Below are 19,745 nucleotides of genomic sequence, written 5' to 3' on the forward strand. Positions count from 1 at the left end.
CAGAKCATGAATTAAGTCACATAAAATTTATGGATATGGGTGCACACTGAAATCCGTACTCATCGACTAATGAGGTCGCAATGCAAGGAGCCCCGCGCAAAATGACCTGGAAGACGACCAGGCGGTAACCCCGCCTGATCATGAGATTTATCGTCCTTCTCTTCTTCCTCTCTATTGCAAGGAGGCGCTATGCCTATCAACAAAATTCGCAATATCGCGTTTGTGGGTCAGTCTGGTAGCGGTAAAACCACGTTGATCGAAAAATTGCTTTTTGCTTGCGACGCCACCACTCATCTTGGATCCATTGAAAAAGGCGATACCGTGACCGATTTCGATGACCAATCGATTCAATATCAGCACAGTATCGAAGCCACTCCCGTCGCGTTAAGCTGGCAAAAACATCGGCTAAACATCATCGATACTCCGGGATTGTCCGAGTTACTCGGTCGCAGTTTGAGTGTCTTTCCCGCCGTTGAAACGTCGGTGTTGGTGCTGGATCCGCAAATGCCGCTGACCCAAGTTACCGACAAGCTGTTCCAATTTGCTCAGCAGCAGAAAAAATGCCAGATGATCATCATCAATAAGTTGGACAACCACGGTAACCAACTTGAGAAACTGTTGGATGAGATTCAAGACCATTTTGGTAGCAATTGCCTACCGATTAACCTTCCTTCAGCCGATGGCAACAAGGTTGTCGACTGCTTTTTTGAACCTCAACACCAACAAGCGACGTTGCTAAGCAGTGTTGAAGCCGCCCATGAAACCTTGATAGACCAAGTGGTGGAAGTGGATGAAGAACTGATGGAGCTCTACCTTGAACAAGGCTCAGAACTTACCCCTGCGCAGTTACACGATCCATTTGAAGAAGCGTTACGTACCGGGCATGTTGTGCCAATCTGTTTTACCTCCGCACAGACCGGTGCTGGCATTGAATTGCTGCTGCGCACTTTGGCCGAATTAATGCCAATGCCCAACGAAGGCAACCCTCCGTTGCTGCAAAAGAACGGAAAGATGATCAAGGTAAATTGCGACACTCTCGAACACGCTGTCGCCCACGTTTACAAGATCAGCGTGGACCCTTACATGGGTAAACTGGCGTATTTACGTGTGTTCCAAGGGGAGATCAACGCAGGTAGCCAACTCTATGTCGGCGAAAGTAATAAGGCGTTTAAAGTCGGCCATCTGTATCAATTGCAAGGTAAGCAGCGCACAGAGATTTCACGCGCGTTAGCGGGGGATTTCTGCGTATTGGCTAAAGTGGACGAGCTGGAGTTTGATTCCATCGTGCACGACTCACATGACGAAGATAACGTGAGCTTGAAAACCCTTCATTTCCCCCAACCGATGTACAGCTTAAGCCTCAAACCCACCAAACGTGGCGATGAGCAAAAACTGGGCGAAGTGCTCAACCGTATTGTCAGTGAAGACCCTTCGCTGCGCTTGGAGCATCGCGCACGCACCAATGAGACCATTTTAAGTGGGCAAGGCGAGTTCCACCTCAAAATTGCCTTGGAAAAAATGGCAAGCGTATACAAGCTGGAGGTAGACACCGAACAGCCAAGCGTTGAGTACTTTGAAACCATCACCAAACCCGCTGAAGGGCAATATCGCCATAAGAAACAAAGTGGTGGTGCGGGTCAGTTTGGCGAAGTGCACCTCAGTGTGAAACCTCTTGAGCGAGGTGCAGGATTCCAATTCGTCAACAAAGTAGTAGGCGGAGCGATTCCAACCTCATTGATTCCAGCGGTTGAAAAAGGCATCCATCAAGCACTTGAAGAAGGGGCGATTTCGAATAACCCGATCCGTGACATTGAAGTCACGGTACACGATGGCAAATACCACTCGGTCGATTCCAAAGAGATCGCGTTTGTCATCGCAGGTAAGAAGGCGTTTCTCGATGCCGTCAAGAAAGCAGACCCGATAGTATTGGAACCGATTGTTCAGTTGGAGCTGACCATTCCGACCAATAACGTCGGCGATGTGACTGGCGATCTGTCTGGCAACCGCGGCCTCATTGAAGGCACAGAGCCACAAGCGAACAACCTCACTTTAATCAAAGGCAAGTCGCCGCTCAATGAGCTGCAAGACTATGCCAGAAAACTGCGCGCACTGACTGGCGGTGAAGGCAGCTTCAACATGTCGCTCAGCCACTATGAACCCGCCCCACCAGCAGTGCAAAAAAGAGTCTGTGAAGAAACGACTTCCTAATCGGCAAATTCAGTCACCATCGATGTTTTTCGTCAACAACACAGTAAGGGAGCATCACGCTCCCTTGTTTATCGCTTCTTTTTATTTGTTTCGTTGTAAATTGTCTGTACGTAAATGACTTCTTCGTTTATTGCTTGCTGGCCAAGCAACCTTCTCGGCCATCTTTTAGCTAACGTTCTTTCGGTTCGGCAATTTGATAGAGCTTATGTTCCGAGCAGGCCGTTTCACAGTTGCACACTTTATCCACCCCGACCGTATTTAAACCACCACAACTGCCTTGAATCGCTTTGCGTTTGAACATCACACCAATCGCCATCAAGCCAATCACCAACAGAAAAACGCCGAATGTCACCAACAAATTCACCATGTTACCCCCTTGGACGAATGCGTAATATGGGTGAACAAACCCTTTGATTTGGTTCGCGCGTGGCCACCTTGTTCACCTTGCTCTGCTGGCGACAAGCCGAACCACACTGAGAATGAGACCGACATTCACGGCCTTGTGTTGCAGAAGTCATGGGCGTTTTTACAGCCTTGCTTACCTCGTGCAGTGAACAACGACCAGCCAGTTGATAGACGGCCACCCCTTTTGACAGTAACTTTGCTAACGATTTCTGACCGATATTTTTCACCATCAGTTGTGTCACGCCTGCGGCTAAAAGTTGCTGAACACAACGCGCTTTCTTGGCGCACTCAGCTTGATTGAAGGCAGGATTGGCAAGATACGCCACCACCTCTCCAAGTGAATTGATCAACGCGAATCGCTCCGCTTTCATAAAGTGTCCAGAGATTTTGTCCTGATGTAATGGAATCGCAATCATGCTTCCTTCTCCTTATCTTGACTTTGATTGGGCAAGGTCAGCACTTTGCCTTCCACCAAACACAACGCCACTTTGTTTCGCGCTCGCTTGATGATGTTGCCAAAGGTCTGCCTCGACACCCCCATACGCTGGGCCGCGTCAAGTTGATGTAGCTGCAGTACATCCGCCAGTCGCAGGGCTTCAAGTTCATCGGCATCTAGAGCAATGCGCGGCAAATTGTGTGCAGGTATCCCATTGGGCTTAAAGCAGCTGGCTTTTGGCAAACAACCAATGGTGCGGGGCTTTTTCGGTCTTGGCATCAGTGCCTCCTCAATATGACAAGCGCACTGTAGATTTATAATTGGCATATGCCAATAACAATAACCTTAGATTGCAAAAACAACAAAAGCCGCGCTGGCGGCTTTTGGAATTGGTTAAAGGAAGCAAAAACTCGGTGCTATTTATCGATACTCAGTCCGAACTGGGTAACTCTTGCTTCAAAGTCAGCAAGGCTTTCCGCTTTGTAGGTGGGCGAGCCATTGAAGTATCTTGGTTTTTCAGGCCGCATGGCATTTTTCAGTTCCTGCTCCTGCTCTAGATTGTCATGATACACGGTGACTCGATTTGGAATGTCTTGCTTTAGTCTTGCCATTACGATCTCCTTTCTGACGTTGGAATCTAAAGCGTAGTCAAGGTCAACACGATGTCAAAGTGGCCTTAGTTTGCTGTTTTATCAGTAAAATCGCTAATCCCTTGCCAGCAGAGAAAAAATTCAAAACGCCAGCGTGTTGGCGATGTCGTTTGAAGATCAAATTTGTGATTGGCTGCAAAAAAGCCTCTTCAAAAGAGGCTTTGAAGATCGGTTAGATTTGTGGCCGAGCCGTTTCAATCGTAGACGGTGGTAAATGCGGCAAGACGATTTGCGGCTGCTCACCCGTCAGAGATTTGAGAAACTCGGTGATTTTGCCAGACTCATCTTTGGTCAGTTTTTGCCCCAACTGAACGTCTGCCATCACTTCTACCGCCTCTTGAAGATCCCACACAGAGCCGTCGTGGAAGTAGGGGTAGGTGAGCTCAATATTGCGCAATGTCGGCACCTTAAAGACAAACTCATCGAACTCTTTGCCAGTAATCGCCTTGCGCCCTACATCTGGGTTAGCGGTTTCAAAAGGCTTCACTAACCCCATTTTTTGGTACATCTGCCCTCCGGCTAAAGGGCCGCTATGACACGCCGTACACCCCTTCGCTTTGAACAGCTCGTAACCTTCCACTTGGGCCGTGGTGAGCGCGCTGTCTTCCCCTCTTAACCACAAGTCAAACGGTGCATTGGGGGTACGAAGCGTTTTCTCAAAGGTCGCGATGGCGTCCGTAACTTGCTCTAAGGTGAACTCTTCCACCCCATACGCTTGTTTGACCCAAGTGCGGTACTGAGGAATCGATTTTAAGGTGTCGATCGCCAATTGATGGGTAAATGCCATCTCTAGCGGATTCTCAATCGGCCCTGCGGCCTGCTCTTGAAGATCTTTGGCGCGACCATTCCAGAACTGCACGAAGTTGAGATCCGAGTTAAACACCGTGGGTGAATTGATCGGTCCAATCGCCCATTTATGTCCAATGGAGCTTGGTAGGTTATCCACCCCACCCTTGGCCACGTTATGACATGAGTTACACGAAATGGTGTTAGAGGCTGATAATCGAGGCTCAAACCATAAGGTTTTTCCCAATTCAACTTTCTTCGCGTCCAACCCAACAACCGGATCAATCACTTTGATCGGTTCTTGCGCCTGTCGTTCTGCCAAGGTCGCAAATGACACGACAGATAAGAGACTCACTGCAATGATTTTTTTCATCGTTACTTCCTTTCTCGAGAGTTATTCCAATCTCACTAGAGCTGCGCATTTCTTGACCGATGCGCTTTGGCAAGTAACTTAAAGCAAACGATTTTGCGGTGATAACGCAAAAAAACGATGGTTTTTATGACAAAAATCGATGTTAAAAGTGCGTAATCTGTACAAAGCTTGTGCAACCTTTCATCGCGTGCGTCGATTTACTATTTATTTACATTTTTATAAAGAATGTAATCGACGCCTTTGTTGATGCAAATCAATTCCGCTATTGAGCAAATTCGCATCAAACCGAAATCATCACTTTGGTCCACGCGACGATCAATAGCGAAGCCGCCATCAACCAAATCACCGTCGCTGCAGAAAGTGTTGTAACCAGACTAAAGCGGTAACTAAAATAGTAAACAGCAGCAAGATAGGCGGCATAAGGCAACAAAGACCAAAGACCAAATAGCGCGGTTTGGCGCAAGTCTTCCATGCTTCTTTCACTGCCGACAATGAAGTGCGCAATCAGGGCAAAGGTGGGAAATAAAGGCACTAAGCCTGCAATGTAGAAGTTTTTGCTTTTCGACAACAGCGCAATAATGACCACAGCCGCCGCGCCCAACAAAGATTTTAGAAACAAACTGATCACCGATGCCTTCCCTTTTTGATCTTGATTGGTCAAATCGTAAAAGATCAAGCGCAAGAAACCAGCAAGAGAAACGCAAAATTCTCGCCAAATGAGAATCTTTGAAAAATCGAGCGTGTGAGGGCTTCAAGCCTCGTCGAGATGAACGCGAAAGGTTAACAACGGCTTTCTTAGCCATCGGGGATGTTCGACAATCTCAACCCTATCCCCCACCAAGACTTGCCCCTTGCGCGGCACTTCCATTTGAAGAGTATCGCCATTTTGCAAGATGACATTGACCAAAGTATGCGGCTGAGTAAATTCATCGTCATAGCCGATTGCCGTTTCCGACACCTGCCCCCAATGCACCACAGGCTGTGACGAATAGAGGTTAACTTTGAGCACGATGAGCAGAGCCAGCGCAACAATCAGGACCATACGACGAGTAGAAGGTCGTCTTAAATGAATGGGCATAACGAATCCTCCATAGGCGTTGAAAGGATTGAACAGCAACAGAGCTTTTCGGTTATTTTTCCACCATAACACAGTTATTTAGCAGACAACGCGGCACCATCTATGATTTCCGATACAGCTCAACAAACCCGCTCTCGCGTCGCCATGCAAATTTGCTCCTTCTTGCCGATGTTTACTGGATCGATAACTGCCACACTGACACTGACACTGGCGCGCTGGATGACCCGTTAACTCTCGCTGACACTCGCCTCTCGAGGTTACTTGAGTATAACAACGCATCACGCGGTTATGCATGCGATTTTTGCATCACAAACGCCAGCGGGGTCTGCCCCATTTGCTTTTTGAAAAATGCGATAAACGCACTGTCAGAGGAAAAAGCCAGTTGGTGCGCCACTTCGCTCACGGGTAACGGTGTAGATAATAATTCAATCGCTTTCAACACCCGCCATTGTTGCCGCCATTCTTGGTACGACATGCCCGTATCTTGTTTAAACAAACGGGTAATGGTTTTGCTGCTGGCGCCCACTTGCTTCGCCAACTCGCCACAACTGGGCGCTAAGAAATCACTTTTTACCAGTTGCTGACTCCATTTCTTTAGCCGGCGATCGGTGGGCAATGGCAGACGATAATCGTGTTGCTGCGCAGCAAAGAACTCTTCCCAAAACAGCGCTAGCGTGTGCGTCATCTCTTGTTCATTTTTGTCCCAAGGCCAAAAAGCCATTCGTTCAATCAACGCGCGCAGCAGTTCATTGACCTCAATCACCGTTACCTTGTCTGGGCTATTTATCTCAGAGCAATCAAAGTAGAGCGAACGATAGGCCACCACATTGGTCATCACCGCTTGATGTGCCACCCGAGGAGGGATCCACACTGCTTTGGTGGGCGGTAAGATGCAGATTGCCCCTTCTAAGGCGAAGCTCATGCAACCTCTTGGCGCATAAAGCAACTGACCTTTGTGGTGTTGGTGCATGCCAGAGTCGTGCTGTCCAACGTCTGCGGCAATCCCAATCACTCGACCAGGAAGTCGATCAGCATTGAATACAGTTTGATGATTTATGATGGCCATATGTCCGAATATTGATATTTTTCGTTTTAATGTTGTTAACTGGAAATTTTAGTCTCTCACTACACTAGGCACCAAGTTATTTTTGAGAGCAACTTATGAAACAAACGCCTTCACTTTGGCTCATGGTGTTACTGCTGATGCTGCCACAGGTTGTAGAAACCATTTATAGCCCGGCGCTCACCGCCATCTCTGTCTCTTTTGCCGTGCCTGAGCACATTGCCGCGCAAACCCTGTCTGTTTATTTTGCGGCTTTTGCCTTTGGCGTGGTGTGTTGGGGCATTTTATGCGATCGATGGGGACGCCGACCAACCATGCTACTTGGGCTGACTCTCTACGCTGGCGCATCACTGTTGGCCATCGTGACCGACAGTTTTGCTGTGTTAATGATCGCAAGAATCCTTAGTGCTTTTGGCATTGCGGTTGGATCCATTGTCACCCAAACCATGCTGAGAGACGCCTTTCAAGGTGAGGAGCTTGCCAAAGTTTTCTCTCTGATGGGATTAGGCATCGCGATCAGTCCGGTGTTGGGCATGCTGCTTGGCGGACAACTCGTCTCCTTGGGGGGCTATCGCTCAGTGTTTATCGCCCTGTTTGTCGCAGCGATGGCCGTGTTCACACTTGCCTCAGCGCGACTTCCTGAAACTCAACAAAAGCGAATATCGACCGCACTGCTGCCGCTGGCAACAAAAATGGTCAAAGACGGCGAGATTTGGGCCGCCGCCCTACTGGTTGCACTGTATAACATCGCGTTGTTTGCCTATTACCAACTCGGCGGATTTGCGTTTGTTCAACTGGGCTATAGCGCTCGTGAGTTTGGTTACAGCGGCATTGTGCTGGGGCTCGCAACGTTCTGTGCCAGCTATATCAATAAGCGCCTGCTCGCAAGAAAAGTGTCTCAAACCACATTGCTGCGCTTTGCTGCCACATTGTTCGTGCTTGGTTCACTTGGAGTGTTTCTCTGTTTGAACTCAATTTGGTTCTTGCTGCCAATGATGAGTGTCGTCATGGCCTTTGGCATCGCCATTCCGAATGTTCTTAGTGGGGCTTTGCTTCACTACCGAGAGCATGCCGGCAGTGCTGGAGCACTATTTGGGCTAATGTACTATCTGTTGATTGGATTTGGCCTTGCGCTCGCCGCTCGCGTACAGCACTTAGGCATCGTACTCGTGGGTTGTAGTTTACTCATACTTTGCGTCATGCATCTGTCTGGACGCCACACTGGCAGAGCAGTCGCCATGAATAATAATGAGTAAAAACATCAGAAAATAATACTCAAGCTAGCGCAAAGCATGAAAAAATCATCAAAAGCGCTAGCTTTCTTATTGAATAGAAAACTTTCATCTCCTCGATAACATTACAAGATCAAATCGACAAGGATAAAAAAAACATCATCAAGCATGAACTACATACATATCTAACAATTAATATGTCTACAGACAAAAAAAACGAGATAGGTTATGTTCATTCAATCAATACACAACTTTAGAGCCATCGCCATTTTAATGGTAGTTATGGTTCATGTATACGCTTATGGATTAGAAAATACGCCATTTTATACGAGTGTTTTTAAGAACATTCTCAGCGGTTGTACTGCCTTGCTGGTTTTCATATCAGGATATATGTTTCATCATGTTTTTTACAAGAGCTTTAGTTACTCAAAATTTATAAGCTCTAAGTTTAGTAAAGTTGTTACACCTTATTTATTTTTGTCGACCATGGCAATATTCATGTTGTATGCAATGAAAGGGGGATATTTTAGTTCTACCGCAGATTACGGCAATATTGCATTTTTCAACGCAGGTGATTCTGATCCCGTCACCATTTTAAAATACTACTTAACCGGCAGAATGATTACGGCTTATTGGTATATTCCTTGCGCTATCTTACTCTTCCTTTGCTCTCCACTACATGTAAAGTTTATTCATGCGGCCAGAAACCAGCAGATCATAACAATCGCTCTATTGTCAATATTATCCATTGTGGTTCATCGATCCTATGAAAACATTAATCCAATACAGATGTTTATTTACTTCACGCCAATATATCTGTTGGGTATTTATGTTTCATTACACGGTAATCCGAAAGAAGATCGTTCGAAAACAAAAGCTTTTATTTTTACTCTATTGGCACTATTGATTGCCGTTTATCAATCTTACACAGGTCATCAAGGGAACTATACAAAGGAAATATTTGAATTTAATGGCATTGATTTTATGTTTATCCAAAAATTCTTCCTTTGTTTGTCTGTTTATTACCTAACTAACATATATGTATTTAACAATAAAATCATGAACACCATCGCTAATACAAGTTTTGCAATATTCTTCATTCATCCTTGGGTTATCACAACCTTAAAAAGATTGCCTTTCTATGGCGAGCAATCTTCGTATAATCCCACTTACTATTTCATTACGTTCGCTTTGGTGATCACGATTAGTACTTGCTCAGCTGTAATGCTAAAAAAACTGTTAAAGCCAAGAATAAAAACAAAATACATTATTGGTTACTAAACTCATCCACCATCATTCCATACACTTCACAGAGGTTGATTCTCTTCCTCTGTGAAGTGGCCTTTCTCCCTCGCTAGCTTATTTATTCCATTCACGTATACTTCTCTCGTTTACACAAAAACTACAATATCAACACAAAGAAAATACACTTATGTCTGCTGCTAGCTTTCTTCGTCTCGTCTGCCTTGCCGCTATTTGGGGAAGTTCATTCCTATTTATGCGCATCGCAGCTCACAGTTTTGGTCCTGCGTATCTCATTGAGCTTCGTGTATTGTTTGCTGCCATCAGTTTACTGCTGGTGTCCCTCTACCTGCGCAAACACATTCGTGCTTTGCTCAGTCATCCAAAACACTTTTTTATCATTGGCCTGTTCAATACGGCGTTGCCTTTTCTTTGTTTTGCCTACGCGGCGCAAACCTTGAATGCCTCTACGCTGGCGGTACTCAACTCAACCGCGGCGATTTGGGGCACGGTGATTGGTTTTTTCTGGCATAAAACCCCCATTTCCACCAAAGGAGTGTTCGGCTTGATGTTAGGGGTAACTGGGGTGGTGGTGCTCGTGGGTTGGGATGCCATCAATCTTGGTCAGCAAGCCGCACTGCCTATCACTGCTGGCGTCATGGCCGCATGTTGCTACGGCATAGCAACAAACTACACCAAAGGAGCCCCACAAGTGTCTGCCTTCGCCAATGCACATGGCAGTATGTGGGCTGCCGTGCTGATTGTGTTGCCCTTGCTGCCTTTTGTGCCGATGAATGCGATACCAACCTCGATTGAGTGGCTCTCAGTCTTTTCGCTCGGCATTTTGTGCACGGGTATCGCTTACTTGATGTACTTCAGTCTCATCAGTGAAATTGGCCCAGCGTCTGCTTTGTCTGTCACTTTTTTGATCCCGGTATTTGGCATCCTCTGGGGATATTTAATCCTCAATGAACCTATTGGTATCAATACCTTGGCGGGTACGGTTTTGGTTTTGAGTGGCACCATGATGGTGACGGGCTTTTCACTACGCTCCGCACTTTCATCTCCGCAAGCAAAACAATTATAGTTTTGTATGGTTTTGTCATGATTCATTGAAATAAAACAGCGTTTAATTAGAATCGAGCCTCCTGTTCCTTGATTCTAGTTACCGCTGTCATGAAAAAACACTACTCCTTTTACTCATCCCTATGATTCTCTCCGCTTGTTCTTCCATGAGTCCTGAAGAATGCCGTAGCGCTAACTGGCAACAAATTGGCTATTTAGATGGGCAAAATGGCGTCAATCCCACGGTGATCAGCGATTATGTGAAAGATTGTCGTGACGCCGGTGTTTACCCAGATCAAGAGATGTGGCAGCGTGGCTTTGAGCAAGGCACCGTACTCTACTGCTCAGCAGATAACGGCTACCGCGTCGGTAAGCAAGGCCGCGAATACTACGGTGTTTGCAACAACGAACGTTTTCTCGAAAACTATCAGAAAGGTTATCAAGATTATCTGGTTCAAAAACGACTCAATGAGATCAACAAAGAAATCAGCGATATTGATACACAACTGCGCATACTCAAAAACGACAACGAGAACAAACAGCAGAGAAAAACACTGGAAAGTCGACGTAAAGAACTCATTCGTGAACGTACATCATTGATTGTGCCAACACGTTCTTACAATCTGAAGTTTTCGTTTTGAGCATGACGGGCTCGAGCGCGAAACATTCGGTTGATTGTGCTGCACGAGATGAAAGTTTGATGAATTTTTCAAACTTCTTACATACAAGCGTTGCAATGGCTCGTTGAACTGGGCAATCTCAAGCAGAAGCAACCTCTCGTAGTCTGGAATAATAAATATGAATATCATCAAACCGTTAACATGCCTTTTAGCAATGAGTATCAGCGGCATGGCAACTGCCGCTGTTACCCTACATGTACCGGATGACGTCACTCTGTTTGTCGCCAACGGGCAGAAAGCCAAGCTCTCTGGCAGCCTATTTGCCTCTTCAAAAACCATTGAATTGCCAAATGGTGAAAACCAAATCATCTTTCAATACGAGCCCTACTTCAGCCAAGGTAATGATCGTATTGGCGTCGAGAGTAACGTGATCATCGCAAAATTTTCCGCCACCGATACCGACCTCAACTTCGAACTGCCAAAGTATCGAGATCACCGTGTAGCAGAGCAGGAAATCAAACAAATGCAGTGGCAGTTGGTTGATGAACAAGGCGCAGCTGTGACCAAGTCTGAAGACAAACTGGTGAAATCCGGCATGCAGATTGGCCGAGACTACGCCAGTGAAGCCGCAGATTACAACCAAACTGGCGGCATCGCGGCAATCGGTACAACAGTGTCAGTGGCAACAATCAAGCCCGAGCCAGTGGCCGGTGTTGAAGCCAAAGTGAAGGCGGGCGATAACACCGCAGAAGAGATGCTGCACTTCTGGTATGACAAAGCCGATGACGCCACCAAAGCTCGCTTCAAAGCCTACATCAATCAATAATCGTAATGTGGCTTAAGCAATTAGGAGGTGTTCATCACCTCCTCTTGTCACCTAACCTTGCCTTGCCATCCATCGTCAATCTCTCTACCCTCTCTCGCGTTCCCTTTTAGCCAAACCCTTCAGGCAGCGTTTTTATTTCCTCTTTAGTGAAATCTCTGCAGCAACACGTCGGTCTTATTCAAACTAAAATAGAAAAAACAACAAAATGAGAAAACGATGTCTGCATTCCCACTAACGGCCATCGCGATGATCGCGTTTGCCGCAAACTCGGTTTTTTGTCGTTTAGCGCTGGCAGAACAAAGCATTGATCCGGGTAGCTTTACTTTCATTCGCTTGTTGTCAGGCGCGGTCACTTTACTGGTTATCTTATCGTTCACTCAAGCGAGTCAAATGCGCCAACTGTTGAGCAAATCAGCCTTTTTAAACCGAGCAAGTGTGCTGGCTGGTGTCGCGTTGTTTGGTTACGCCGTTGCCTTTTCCTATGCTTACGTCGGGCTCACTACCGGTACTGGCGCATTAATTCTGTTTGCGGTGGTGCAGTTTAGCCTCATCGCCTTCCACCTGTTTTCTGGCCATCGCCCTTCTAAATTAGAGTGGGGCGGCGTCGCCCTATCCATCAGCGGGTTTATCGTTTTAATGTCACCTTCTGCGCAAACACCCGATGCGATGGACGCATTCATGATGGCGATAGCCGGGGTTTGCTGGGCGATTTTTACCTTATTGGGCAAACAGGCACAATCGCCCACACAAGCCATCGCTCAAGGCTTTAGCTTTGCATCCTTACTGGCATTGCTGTGTGGTTTTTGGCTACTGAATGTCTCATCCGTATCCGTCAATGGCATTGTTTGGGCTTTGTTTTCTGGCGTGTTGGCGTCTGGGATTGGTTATGTGGTGTGGTACATGGCGGTGAAGTCGTTATCGGTGCTGCAAGCGTCCATTGCACAACTCTCTGTGCCAGTGATTGCGATGGCTGCTGGGGTGATTTGGTTAAATGAGCCGCTGACTATCGTGAGCACTGTCGCCAGCGCCCTCGTGCTTGGCGGCATTGCACTGATTTTTACCAGTAGCGCTCAAAAATGATATTTCCTCCGGTTTGACGACGGTATTTTTCCAAACCCAAGTTCTGCAGCGCCGCAGAGGTGTCTTTAATCATTTCCGGATTACCACACAACATGGCAAAACTGGTTTTGGCAAACATCTCCATGCCAAGGTGATGGAACAGTATCCCAGAAGAGAGCAATGCCGGAATTCGACCATGTAGCGTGTTCGGTACTTGCTCTCTCGACACGATGGGCACGTAAACTAAACGGCCACCATACAGCTCTTTCAACTGTTCAATCAGATAGCGATAGACAAGATCTTTTTCATATCGTACGCAATGAACCAATATGATGCGATCACAACGAGGCTGATGGGTAATGTCATCAAGGAGTGAAAGGAAAGGGCCAATGCCAGTCCCTGTGGCAAAAAGCCAGAGATCTTCGGTGGTTTTGGGAATGATGTCAGAAGTGAGATCACCATGAGCGCTTTTGCCCACATAAATCTCATCCCCTGTTTTGAGCGATTGCAATTTCGGCGTGAGCTTTCCTTGTGGGTGAGAGACGATCAAAAACTCCAACCAATCATTCAGCACCGAAGGGGCATTCACCAGAGAATAAGCACGGCTCACCATTTGGCCTTGTTCATCCAGTAAAGCCAGCTTGGTAAATTGACCTGCTTTGAAATCCAAATGTGTGCCAGTAACACGTAGGCTAAAAAGCTCCCCCGTCCAATCGGTGCGCTTTTCTACCACGGCCTTAGCAAAATCTCGATGTTCAGCGATTTTAAGTTCAGCCATATCTACCTCTCACTCTGACACGGTTATGCAAAAAGTAACCGCCACATCTCTTTAAGTAAAGTGGAAACACCACAACAAACAACAATTTTTAATCATTTTATTTACAAAACGTTAAATGCATCATTACACACTCTATTAATAAAATTTAGAATAAAGACTCAAAACAGCTATCAAGGTCACGGAATCACAACGATATGGAACTACTACTGCAAGATTTTCCGGTTGTTACCGAAATCAACGTCACTTGGGGTGAAATGGATGCCCTACAACACATCAATAATGTGGTGTATTTTCGCTATTTCGAAACAGCACGGATTGAATACTTTAATAAAATCAACCTAATGGATGAAATCAAAAGCAATCAGATTGGCCCTGTACTCAGCGAAACCCAGTGCCGATATCGTATTCCGGTGACGTTTCCGGATACGCTACTGATCGGTTCTCGCGTCAGTGAGGTAGGGGAAGACCGCTTCACCATGGAGTATCAAGTCGTCAGCAAAAAGATGGGTAAAGTCACCACCACAGGCAGTGCAACCGTCGTCATGTTCGATTTTAAAAATCAAAGCAAAGCACAGCTACCCGCCGTGTTGCGCGATGCTATTTTCAGTATCGAAGCTAAAAAGGCATAACGCTTACAATGACTTACAGACAAACCATCGATGGTTTCGCTACACTTATTGGCAAGCGGTTTGTTACCCAGCCGTTTTGATGACGAAAACGCATTAACGCCCGCGGCCCCAATAGAGTGGCAGCAAACAGCAGCCACGCTTGAACGGCGGGCAATGATGCTCTCTTCTTTTGTATGCCTCTTCTCGATTGGATGAGGCATTTTTTTTATCAATACGCTATAGTCGTACCCCATTATTCGCCGTTCACTTCGATGTATGAAAGCGCTCAACGATCTCAATATTTTTGTGGAAACCGCTCGACAAGGTAGCTTCTCGCAAGCCGCCAATAGTCTTGATCTCACTCCGGCCGCGGTCAGTGCCGCCATCAAAAGATTAGAAGAGCAAGTCGGTTTTCCCTTGTTTGTTCGTTCAACCCGAAGCTTGCGCTTAACCAGCGACGGCGCGTTGTTTCTGCAAAAAACCACCGCGGCATTGAGTTTGCTCCAAGACGGCCTAGACGAAATCAACAGCGCGCGAGGCGAGTTGGCCGGGCAACTCTACATCACCGCACCTTCGGATTTTGGTCGTAATATGCTGCTGGAGTGGATTGACGAGTTCATCGAACAGCACCCTCGGGTGACCATCAAACTCGACCTCTCCGATAGCCTGACCGATATGTACTCCAAACCTGTCGACCTGGCGATTCGCTATGGAGAACCCGCAGACTCCAATCTGGTTGCCATTCCACTTTGTCGTTCCAATGAGCGTATTTTGTGCGCCTCGCCCGACTATTTAGCCAGCCAGCCCCCTATCTCGCATCCAAGCGATTTACTACAGCACAACTGCCTGTGCTATATGGTGTCAGGGGCGATTTACAACAAATGGACATTGCATTTCGAAGGGCAAAGTGAACATGTTCTGGTCAGCGGCAACCCGACCACCAATGACAGTGAAGTCGTGCATCGGCAAGCGTTAAAAGGCAAAGGGGTCGCCAACAAATCGCTGATGGACGTGAGCCAAGATATTTTGGAAGGCAAATTGGTTCGCATTTTACCCGAATGGGATGGCGGCTCGGTGCCGATTTACATGATGTGCACGGATCGCCGAGCACTCACGCCGTTAATGCGACAGTTTCAGGAATTCGTTCAACAAAAATGCTGCCAGCAGCGCAAGGCAGTACTGGCAGCCATTGAACTCTGCGACTATTCAGGCGACGAAGGTTAATGGACGAAGGTGCAAGTATTCCAGTAGTTCTTCCTCTTCAATACGGTCTTTAAACCGTTGAAAATGCTCACTGGCAATGTGTCTATCTAGGCTCTGCTGTGAGCACCAAATTTCCTGCATTAAAAACAGCCCCTCAATTTGGTTGTCCGCAAACAGCTCATACTGGCAACAGCCTTGTTCTTGACGCGTCGGCTCCAAGAGCGATTGCAGCAAGCTGCGTACCTCGTCAACGCGATCCGCATGCGCTTTTATTTCAGCAATTAAATGGATCATCATGCGTTACCTGTCGTTAGATTTCGGTAAAAACGGTCTCTGCTGGCCAACGTGATTTTGGCAGCTTAGCATTAAAATCGTCTTCGCTATGATAACCCAGTGGCACAATCACCACGCTGGTAAAGCCCTTCTCACGCAGACCAAACTCTTCATCAAGCACCTTGGCATCGAAGCCTTCAACTGGCACTGCGTCGATCTCCATCGCAGAGGCCCCCAATAGCAGCGTCCCGACATTGAGGTAAACTTGCTTTTCCATCCAGTGATGCGCGTCTTTCAAGTCAAAGCGATGCATGTTGACGAAAAATGAGCGGCCAGCATGCATACCATTTTTTGCTTCGACATCGGCAAAGCGGCCATCTTTATCTTCGCTCTGCAAAAGGTCGAGTAAGTACGCTTCATCAATCGATGTTTTGGCGCAAAACACCACTACGTGAGAGGCATCCAAAATCTTGCGCTCATTAAAAGCAAAACCACCTTGTGTTGCTTTCGCGATGCGCGCTTTTCCTTCTTCACTGCTCGCGACAATGAAATGCCAAGGTTGCGAGTTGACACTGGACGCACTCATGCGGATTAACTCTTTCACTGCCGCGACTTTTTCTTCAGGCAATTTGCGCGAAGCATCAAAGGCTTTCGTGGAATAGCGGGATTGGGCAGCTTGAACAATAGTCATATTTTTCTCCGATAAAATGGCGGTAATAGGTTAGAACTCTGTGTTGTTGTAAGTACTGTAAGCGTTTGAAGCACAGTTAAAAACCATCAAGCAGTGAATTCTTTTTCAAATTTTTTTTGAAAATACATCAAGCCACGGACTCCGTAAGCAAGTCAAAGCTGGCACACATCAGGCATCGAGCACGATTAAACTGGGCAGCGATTTCCGTTATACTCCCGCCACTATGGCTGTTGTCAGTCAGGAAACTCTACAAGGAAAGAAACCATGCCCTCGCTCCCTCATTACGTCCATCAAGGATTAAAATTTGTCCCTCATTTTTTTACCGTTCCGCTTGATTATGATGATCCATCCAAAGGCACCATTGAGATCTTCGCGCGAGAAGTGAATCAACATGGCGACAATACAACAAACAAACCTTGGCTGGTCTATTTTCAGGGCGGTCCTGGTTTTCCTGCGGGGAGACCGATGGGCAATAGTGGCTGGATAAAACGAGCACTGCAGCAATACCGCGTCTTGTTGCTGGATCAGCGTGGAACAGGCAACAGCAGCGTCATCAGCCACCAGACTTTGGCTCATCTCACGCCTGAGCAGCAAGCTGACTACCTCAGCCTGTTTCGCGCTGACAATATCGTGCGTGACGCGGAGTTTATTCGCCTGCAGTTTGGCGTCGATAAATGGGCAATTCTCGGCCAGAGTTTTGGCGGGTTCTGCTCTCTGACCTATCTTTCCTTGTATCCAGATAGCTTGCTGCAAAGTTATATCACCGGCGGTGTGCCTTCAATCTCTCGTCATCCCGATGAGGTTTATCAGGCGACGTTCAAGCGTACGATGGACAAAAACCAAGCCTTTTTCGCACAATTTCCCCAAGCGCAAGCACTATGCCAACGCATTGCGGATCATCTGCTGGAAAACGACGAGTATCTGCCAAACGGACAGCGTTTTACAGTTGAACAGTTTCAACAACTTGGCATTCATTTCGGCATGAGTGACACCTTCCTTTCAACCTATTACTTGTTGGAAAACGCCTTTATCGAGATCAATGGTCAAACTGTACTGCGCTACGAATTTTTGCATCAAATGCTGCAGCAGCAATCTTTCCACACCAACCCGATTTACGCCCTATTGCACGAATCCATTTATTGCCAAGGTTTTGCCTCTCAATGGAGTGCGCATCGTGTGCGCCAATCACTTGAAGCGTTTAATTATCAAAAAGGCAAAGCGTTTTATTTCACTGGCGAAATGGTGTTTCCTTGGATGTTTGAACAATACTCGACCCTACAGCCTCTCAAACAAGCGGCTGAAATGTTAGCGACAAAAGTGGATTGGACGCCACTCTATGACGCAGAGCAACTGGCGCAAAACCGCGTCCCTGTGAGTTGTGCGGTCTACGCGGACGATATGTTTGTTGAAATGGATTTTAGCCGTGAAACGTTGGCCTTAATACCCAGCGCCAAAGCCTGGATCACCAACGAATATGAACACAACGGCCTGCGTGCGGATGGAGAACGTATTCTTGATGTGCTGATCGCCATGGGTGAACAAACCTTGGCGAATCAGCATTGATTGTAAACAGCGTTTTGACTTGTACTATGCTAGAATGCAGCCCTTTGCATTCTAGCTACCTTTATTCGTTTGAGATTAACTATGTCCTTTACTCAACTCGGCTTGTGTGCGTCGCTCACTGACGCCATTGATACACTTGGCTACCCAAAACCCACTCGCATTCAAACCCAAGCCATTCCTGTCATTCTTGAAGGCCAAGATTTGATTGCAGCGGCGCAAACAGGGACAGGTAAAACCGCCAGTTTTGTTCTGCCAATACTTGAGAAATTGCGTCATGGTCAAACACAAAAGAAAAAGCGTATTCGCGCCCTTATTTTGGTTCCAACACGCGAACTGGCGATCCAAGTCGACGAAAAAATTAAGCAGTATGGACAAAACCTAGCACTTCGCTCATTGGCCATGTTCGGTGGCGTTGACGAAAAAGTGCAAAAACAAGCCTTAATTGAAGGTTTAGATATTCTTGTCGCCACGCCAGGACGGCTGCTGGATATGTACGGTCAACGCGCCGTCTATTTCGAAGAAATCGAGATGTTAGTGCTTGATGAAGCCGATCGCATGCTCGATATGGGCTTTATTGATGACATCAATAAGATCCTCGATCGCTTGCCTGAAAACATTCAGCATTTGCTGTTCTCTGCCACCCTCTCGAATAAAGTGCGTGATCTGGCTAAAAGCGCCATTCACAATCCGTTCGAGATCAGCATTGCCGCGAAGCAAGCGTCTAAATCCAACATTGAGCAGTGGATCATCACCGTAGACAAAGACCAAAAATCGGCCTTGCTCAGTCACTTGATCAAAGAAAATCAGTGGGATCAAACCTTAATTTTTATTGAGACCAAACATGGTGCTGCCAAGCTGGTCTCTCAGTTAGAAAAACGAGGCATCGTTGCCGAAGCGTTTCACAGTGGCCGCAGCCAAGCGGTGCGAGAGCAACTTCTGGAAGATTTTAAAGCAGGAAAAATCAAATACTTGGTGTCAACGGGTGTGGCTGCTCGTGGTATCGATATTGAAGCACTTCCACGCGTGGTGAACTACGACTTACCTTTCCCTGCCGATGAATATGTCCACCGAATTGGCCGTACGGGTCGTGCTAATGCCAAGGGTGAAGCGATTTCATTGGTTTCAAAGGACAACTTCAAAAACCTATGCATGATTGAGAGCCGTCTAGGACACTTGCTTGAGCGCCGAGAAGTGGAAGGTTTTACACCGAAGAAAGCTGTGCCAATTTCTATATTAAATTACGTGCCAAAACACAAAAGAAATAACCAGCCTGAATAGTCAATAAAAAAGCAGCAAAAGCTGGCTTTTTTATTGACTATTCACATATTAAAGTGTGAGCGCTCTAATTCGTAAACGCCTTCAAATGAGGTCAATTTAATTTCTATGTTGGCACCAAAATACTGAAGCTTAATTAAGGGTTCTTCTTCTTTCGTTATTTTTTTTCCAAGCGTTTCCAGCACTTCAGCCATAAAATCTTTCACTGGCTGTTCAGCCTGAGAAAGATATTGTTCCAATTCTTCGTTTTTCATTGTAGCACCTAACCCAAACTTCTCATTTTTATCATCATTTATATTGTGTACTTCTTT

At 46.6% G+C, this 19,745-nt stretch carries 23 protein-coding genes; 11 read left to right on the forward strand and 12 right to left on the reverse strand.

Annotated elements, in window-relative coordinates:
- Nucleotides 1-189 precede the first annotated feature (189 nt).
- Nucleotides 190-2,208, forward strand: a complete 2,019-nt coding sequence (gene fusA, locus CIK04_RS22050) for an elongation factor G (RefSeq protein WP_097353186.1) — start codon at nucleotides 190-192, stop codon at nucleotides 2,206-2,208.
- Between the two features lie 169 nt (nucleotides 2,209-2,377).
- Here the strand turns inward: fusA and nqrM are convergent, their stop codons facing one another.
- The 8 genes from nqrM to CIK04_RS22090 form a co-directional block, all read right to left on the reverse strand.
- Complete coding sequence (gene nqrM / locus CIK04_RS22055; protein ID WP_011081850.1) at nucleotides 2,378-2,575, reverse strand: (Na+)-NQR maturation NqrM; 198 nt, start codon at nucleotides 2,573-2,575, stop codon at nucleotides 2,378-2,380.
- Between the two features lies 1 nt (nucleotide 2,576).
- Nucleotides 2,577-3,029 (reverse strand): NifB/NifX family molybdenum-iron cluster-binding protein, encoded by a 453-nt coding sequence (locus tag CIK04_RS22060; RefSeq protein WP_017421480.1) that lies wholly within the window; start codon nucleotides 3,027-3,029, stop codon nucleotides 2,577-2,579.
- Nucleotides 3,026-3,328: a DUF134 domain-containing protein gene (locus tag CIK04_RS22065; RefSeq protein ID WP_026050535.1), complete on the reverse strand. Its 303-nt coding sequence runs from the start codon at nucleotides 3,326-3,328 to the stop codon at nucleotides 3,026-3,028. The genes CIK04_RS22060 and CIK04_RS22065 overlap by 4 nt, the downstream gene beginning before the upstream one ends.
- Nucleotides 3,329-3,465: 137 nt before the next feature.
- Nucleotides 3,466-3,660, reverse strand: a complete 195-nt coding sequence (locus tag CIK04_RS22070) for a hypothetical protein (protein WP_097353188.1) — start codon at nucleotides 3,658-3,660, stop codon at nucleotides 3,466-3,468.
- A gap of 211 nt (nucleotides 3,661-3,871) precedes the next feature.
- Nucleotides 3,872-4,858, reverse strand: coding sequence for a cytochrome-c peroxidase (locus tag CIK04_RS22075; RefSeq protein ID WP_097353189.1), 987 nt, complete (start codon nucleotides 4,856-4,858; stop codon nucleotides 3,872-3,874).
- A gap of 280 nt (nucleotides 4,859-5,138) precedes the next feature.
- Nucleotides 5,139-5,486, reverse strand: a complete 348-nt coding sequence (locus CIK04_RS22080; RefSeq protein WP_026050534.1) for a GlpM family protein — start codon at nucleotides 5,484-5,486, stop codon at nucleotides 5,139-5,141.
- 123 nt (nucleotides 5,487-5,609) lie between these two features.
- Nucleotides 5,610-5,936 (reverse strand): hypothetical protein, encoded by a 327-nt coding sequence (locus tag CIK04_RS22085; protein ID WP_038940470.1) that lies wholly within the window; start codon nucleotides 5,934-5,936, stop codon nucleotides 5,610-5,612.
- A gap of 286 nt (nucleotides 5,937-6,222) precedes the next feature.
- The gene (locus CIK04_RS22090) at nucleotides 6,223-7,002 is read right to left on the reverse strand and encodes a helix-turn-helix domain-containing protein (protein WP_097353190.1); all 780 of its coding nucleotides are present in this window, start codon (nucleotides 7,000-7,002) and stop codon (nucleotides 6,223-6,225) included.
- A 95-nt stretch (nucleotides 7,003-7,097) separates the two neighbouring features.
- Here CIK04_RS22090 and CIK04_RS22095 point away from each other — a divergent pair, with 95 nt between their 5' ends.
- From CIK04_RS22095 to CIK04_RS22120, 6 genes are all read left to right on the forward strand, one after another.
- Nucleotides 7,098-8,255 (forward strand): multidrug effflux MFS transporter, encoded by a 1,158-nt coding sequence (locus CIK04_RS22095; RefSeq protein WP_097353191.1) that lies wholly within the window; start codon nucleotides 7,098-7,100, stop codon nucleotides 8,253-8,255.
- A 204-nt stretch (nucleotides 8,256-8,459) separates the two neighbouring features.
- Nucleotides 8,460-9,512 (forward strand): acyltransferase, encoded by a 1,053-nt coding sequence (locus tag CIK04_RS22100; protein WP_097353192.1) that lies wholly within the window; start codon nucleotides 8,460-8,462, stop codon nucleotides 9,510-9,512.
- Nucleotides 9,513-9,663: 151 nt separating this feature from the next.
- Nucleotides 9,664-10,560 (forward strand): DMT family transporter, encoded by an 897-nt coding sequence (locus CIK04_RS22105; RefSeq protein ID WP_097353193.1) that lies wholly within the window; start codon nucleotides 9,664-9,666, stop codon nucleotides 10,558-10,560.
- Nucleotides 10,561-10,705: 145 nt separating this feature from the next.
- Nucleotides 10,706-11,179, forward strand: coding sequence for a DUF2799 domain-containing protein (locus tag CIK04_RS22110; RefSeq protein ID WP_325205733.1), 474 nt, complete (start codon nucleotides 10,706-10,708; stop codon nucleotides 11,177-11,179).
- Nucleotides 11,180-11,336: 157 nt separating this feature from the next.
- Nucleotides 11,337-11,984 (forward strand): DUF2057 domain-containing protein, encoded by a 648-nt coding sequence (locus CIK04_RS22115; RefSeq protein ID WP_097353194.1) that lies wholly within the window; start codon nucleotides 11,337-11,339, stop codon nucleotides 11,982-11,984.
- A gap of 216 nt (nucleotides 11,985-12,200) precedes the next feature.
- A complete protein-coding gene (locus tag CIK04_RS22120) occupies nucleotides 12,201-13,064 on the forward strand; it encodes a DMT family transporter (protein ID WP_097353195.1) in 864 nt (287 codons plus the stop codon).
- Here the strand turns inward: CIK04_RS22120 and CIK04_RS22125 are convergent.
- The gene (locus tag CIK04_RS22125; protein ID WP_097353196.1) at nucleotides 13,042-13,821 is read right to left on the reverse strand and encodes a ferredoxin--NADP reductase; all 780 of its coding nucleotides are present in this window, start codon (nucleotides 13,819-13,821) and stop codon (nucleotides 13,042-13,044) included. The two genes, CIK04_RS22120 and CIK04_RS22125, sit on opposite strands and share 23 nt — an antisense overlap.
- Before the next feature lie 194 nt (nucleotides 13,822-14,015).
- Between CIK04_RS22125 and CIK04_RS22130 the strand changes: the two genes are divergently transcribed.
- Together CIK04_RS22130 and CIK04_RS22135 are read left to right on the forward strand one after the other, a co-directional pair.
- Complete coding sequence (locus CIK04_RS22130) at nucleotides 14,016-14,450, forward strand: thioesterase family protein (RefSeq protein ID WP_097353197.1); 435 nt, start codon at nucleotides 14,016-14,018, stop codon at nucleotides 14,448-14,450.
- 255 nt (nucleotides 14,451-14,705) lie between these two features.
- Nucleotides 14,706-15,653, forward strand: a complete 948-nt coding sequence (locus CIK04_RS22135; RefSeq protein WP_038963972.1) for a LysR family transcriptional regulator — start codon at nucleotides 14,706-14,708, stop codon at nucleotides 15,651-15,653.
- On the opposite strand, the gene CIK04_RS22140 is transcribed toward CIK04_RS22135, so the two are convergent.
- A complete protein-coding gene (locus CIK04_RS22140; protein WP_026050531.1) occupies nucleotides 15,636-15,926 on the reverse strand; it encodes a putative quinol monooxygenase in 291 nt (96 codons plus the stop codon). The genes CIK04_RS22135 and CIK04_RS22140 overlap by 18 nt on opposite strands.
- Before the next feature lie 16 nt (nucleotides 15,927-15,942).
- Nucleotides 15,943-16,596, reverse strand: coding sequence for an oxygen-insensitive NAD(P)H nitroreductase (nfsB, locus tag CIK04_RS22145; RefSeq protein ID WP_097353198.1), 654 nt, complete (start codon nucleotides 16,594-16,596; stop codon nucleotides 15,943-15,945).
- A gap of 264 nt (nucleotides 16,597-16,860) precedes the next feature.
- On the opposite strand from nfsB, the gene CIK04_RS22150 reads away from it, so the two are divergent.
- Together CIK04_RS22150 and CIK04_RS22155 are read left to right on the forward strand one after the other, a co-directional pair.
- On the forward strand, nucleotides 16,861-18,159 hold the full coding sequence (locus CIK04_RS22150; protein WP_097353199.1) for an alpha/beta fold hydrolase: 1,299 nt from the start codon (nucleotides 16,861-16,863) through the stop codon (nucleotides 18,157-18,159).
- Nucleotides 18,160-18,240: 81 nt separating this feature from the next.
- Nucleotides 18,241-19,437, forward strand: a complete 1,197-nt coding sequence (locus tag CIK04_RS22155; protein ID WP_097353200.1) for a DEAD/DEAH box helicase — start codon at nucleotides 18,241-18,243, stop codon at nucleotides 19,435-19,437.
- 41 nt (nucleotides 19,438-19,478) lie between these two features.
- Here the strand turns inward: CIK04_RS22155 and CIK04_RS22160 are convergent, their stop codons facing one another.
- Complete coding sequence (locus CIK04_RS22160; protein ID WP_011152674.1) at nucleotides 19,479-19,688, reverse strand: hypothetical protein; 210 nt, start codon at nucleotides 19,686-19,688, stop codon at nucleotides 19,479-19,481.
- Nucleotides 19,689-19,745: the final 57 nt, after the last annotated feature.

Source organism: Vibrio sp. 03_296 (genome assembly GCF_002265885.1).

Coding starts and splice junctions, on each gene's coding strand:
- fusA (WP_097353186.1), top strand. CDS start 190: ATGCCTATCAACAAAATTCGCAATATCGCGTTTGTGGGTCAGTCTGGT.
- nqrM (WP_011081850.1), bottom strand. CDS start 2,575: ATGGTGAATTTGTTGGTGACATTCGGCGTTTTTCTGTTGGTGATTGGC.
- CIK04_RS22060 (WP_017421480.1), bottom strand. CDS start 3,029: ATGATTGCGATTCCATTACATCAGGACAAAATCTCTGGACACTTTATG.
- CIK04_RS22065 (WP_026050535.1), bottom strand. CDS start 3,328: ATGCCAAGACCGAAAAAGCCCCGCACCATTGGTTGTTTGCCAAAAGCC.
- CIK04_RS22070 (WP_097353188.1), bottom strand. CDS start 3,660: ATGGCAAGACTAAAGCAAGACATTCCAAATCGAGTCACCGTGTATCAT.
- CIK04_RS22075 (WP_097353189.1), bottom strand. CDS start 4,858: ATGAAAAAAATCATTGCAGTGAGTCTCTTATCTGTCGTGTCATTTGCG.
- CIK04_RS22085 (WP_038940470.1), bottom strand. CDS start 5,936: ATGCCCATTCATTTAAGACGACCTTCTACTCGTCGTATGGTCCTGATT.
- CIK04_RS22090 (WP_097353190.1), bottom strand. CDS start 7,002: ATGGCCATCATAAATCATCAAACTGTATTCAATGCTGATCGACTTCCT.
- CIK04_RS22095 (WP_097353191.1), top strand. CDS start 7,098: ATGAAACAAACGCCTTCACTTTGGCTCATGGTGTTACTGCTGATGCTG.
- CIK04_RS22100 (WP_097353192.1), top strand. CDS start 8,460: ATGTTCATTCAATCAATACACAACTTTAGAGCCATCGCCATTTTAATG.
- CIK04_RS22105 (WP_097353193.1), top strand. CDS start 9,664: ATGTCTGCTGCTAGCTTTCTTCGTCTCGTCTGCCTTGCCGCTATTTGG.
- CIK04_RS22110 (WP_325205733.1), top strand. CDS start 10,706: ATGAGTCCTGAAGAATGCCGTAGCGCTAACTGGCAACAAATTGGCTAT.
- CIK04_RS22115 (WP_097353194.1), top strand. CDS start 11,337: ATGAATATCATCAAACCGTTAACATGCCTTTTAGCAATGAGTATCAGC.
- CIK04_RS22120 (WP_097353195.1), top strand. CDS start 12,201: ATGTCTGCATTCCCACTAACGGCCATCGCGATGATCGCGTTTGCCGCA.
- CIK04_RS22125 (WP_097353196.1), bottom strand. CDS start 13,821: ATGGCTGAACTTAAAATCGCTGAACATCGAGATTTTGCTAAGGCCGTG.
- CIK04_RS22130 (WP_097353197.1), top strand. CDS start 14,016: ATGGAACTACTACTGCAAGATTTTCCGGTTGTTACCGAAATCAACGTC.
- CIK04_RS22135 (WP_038963972.1), top strand. CDS start 14,706: ATGAAAGCGCTCAACGATCTCAATATTTTTGTGGAAACCGCTCGACAA.
- CIK04_RS22140 (WP_026050531.1), bottom strand. CDS start 15,926: ATGATCCATTTAATTGCTGAAATAAAAGCGCATGCGGATCGCGTTGAC.
- nfsB (WP_097353198.1), bottom strand. CDS start 16,596: ATGACTATTGTTCAAGCTGCCCAATCCCGCTATTCCACGAAAGCCTTT.
- CIK04_RS22150 (WP_097353199.1), top strand. CDS start 16,861: ATGCCCTCGCTCCCTCATTACGTCCATCAAGGATTAAAATTTGTCCCT.
- CIK04_RS22155 (WP_097353200.1), top strand. CDS start 18,241: ATGTCCTTTACTCAACTCGGCTTGTGTGCGTCGCTCACTGACGCCATT.
- CIK04_RS22160 (WP_011152674.1), bottom strand. CDS start 19,688: ATGAAAAACGAAGAATTGGAACAATATCTTTCTCAGGCTGAACAGCCA.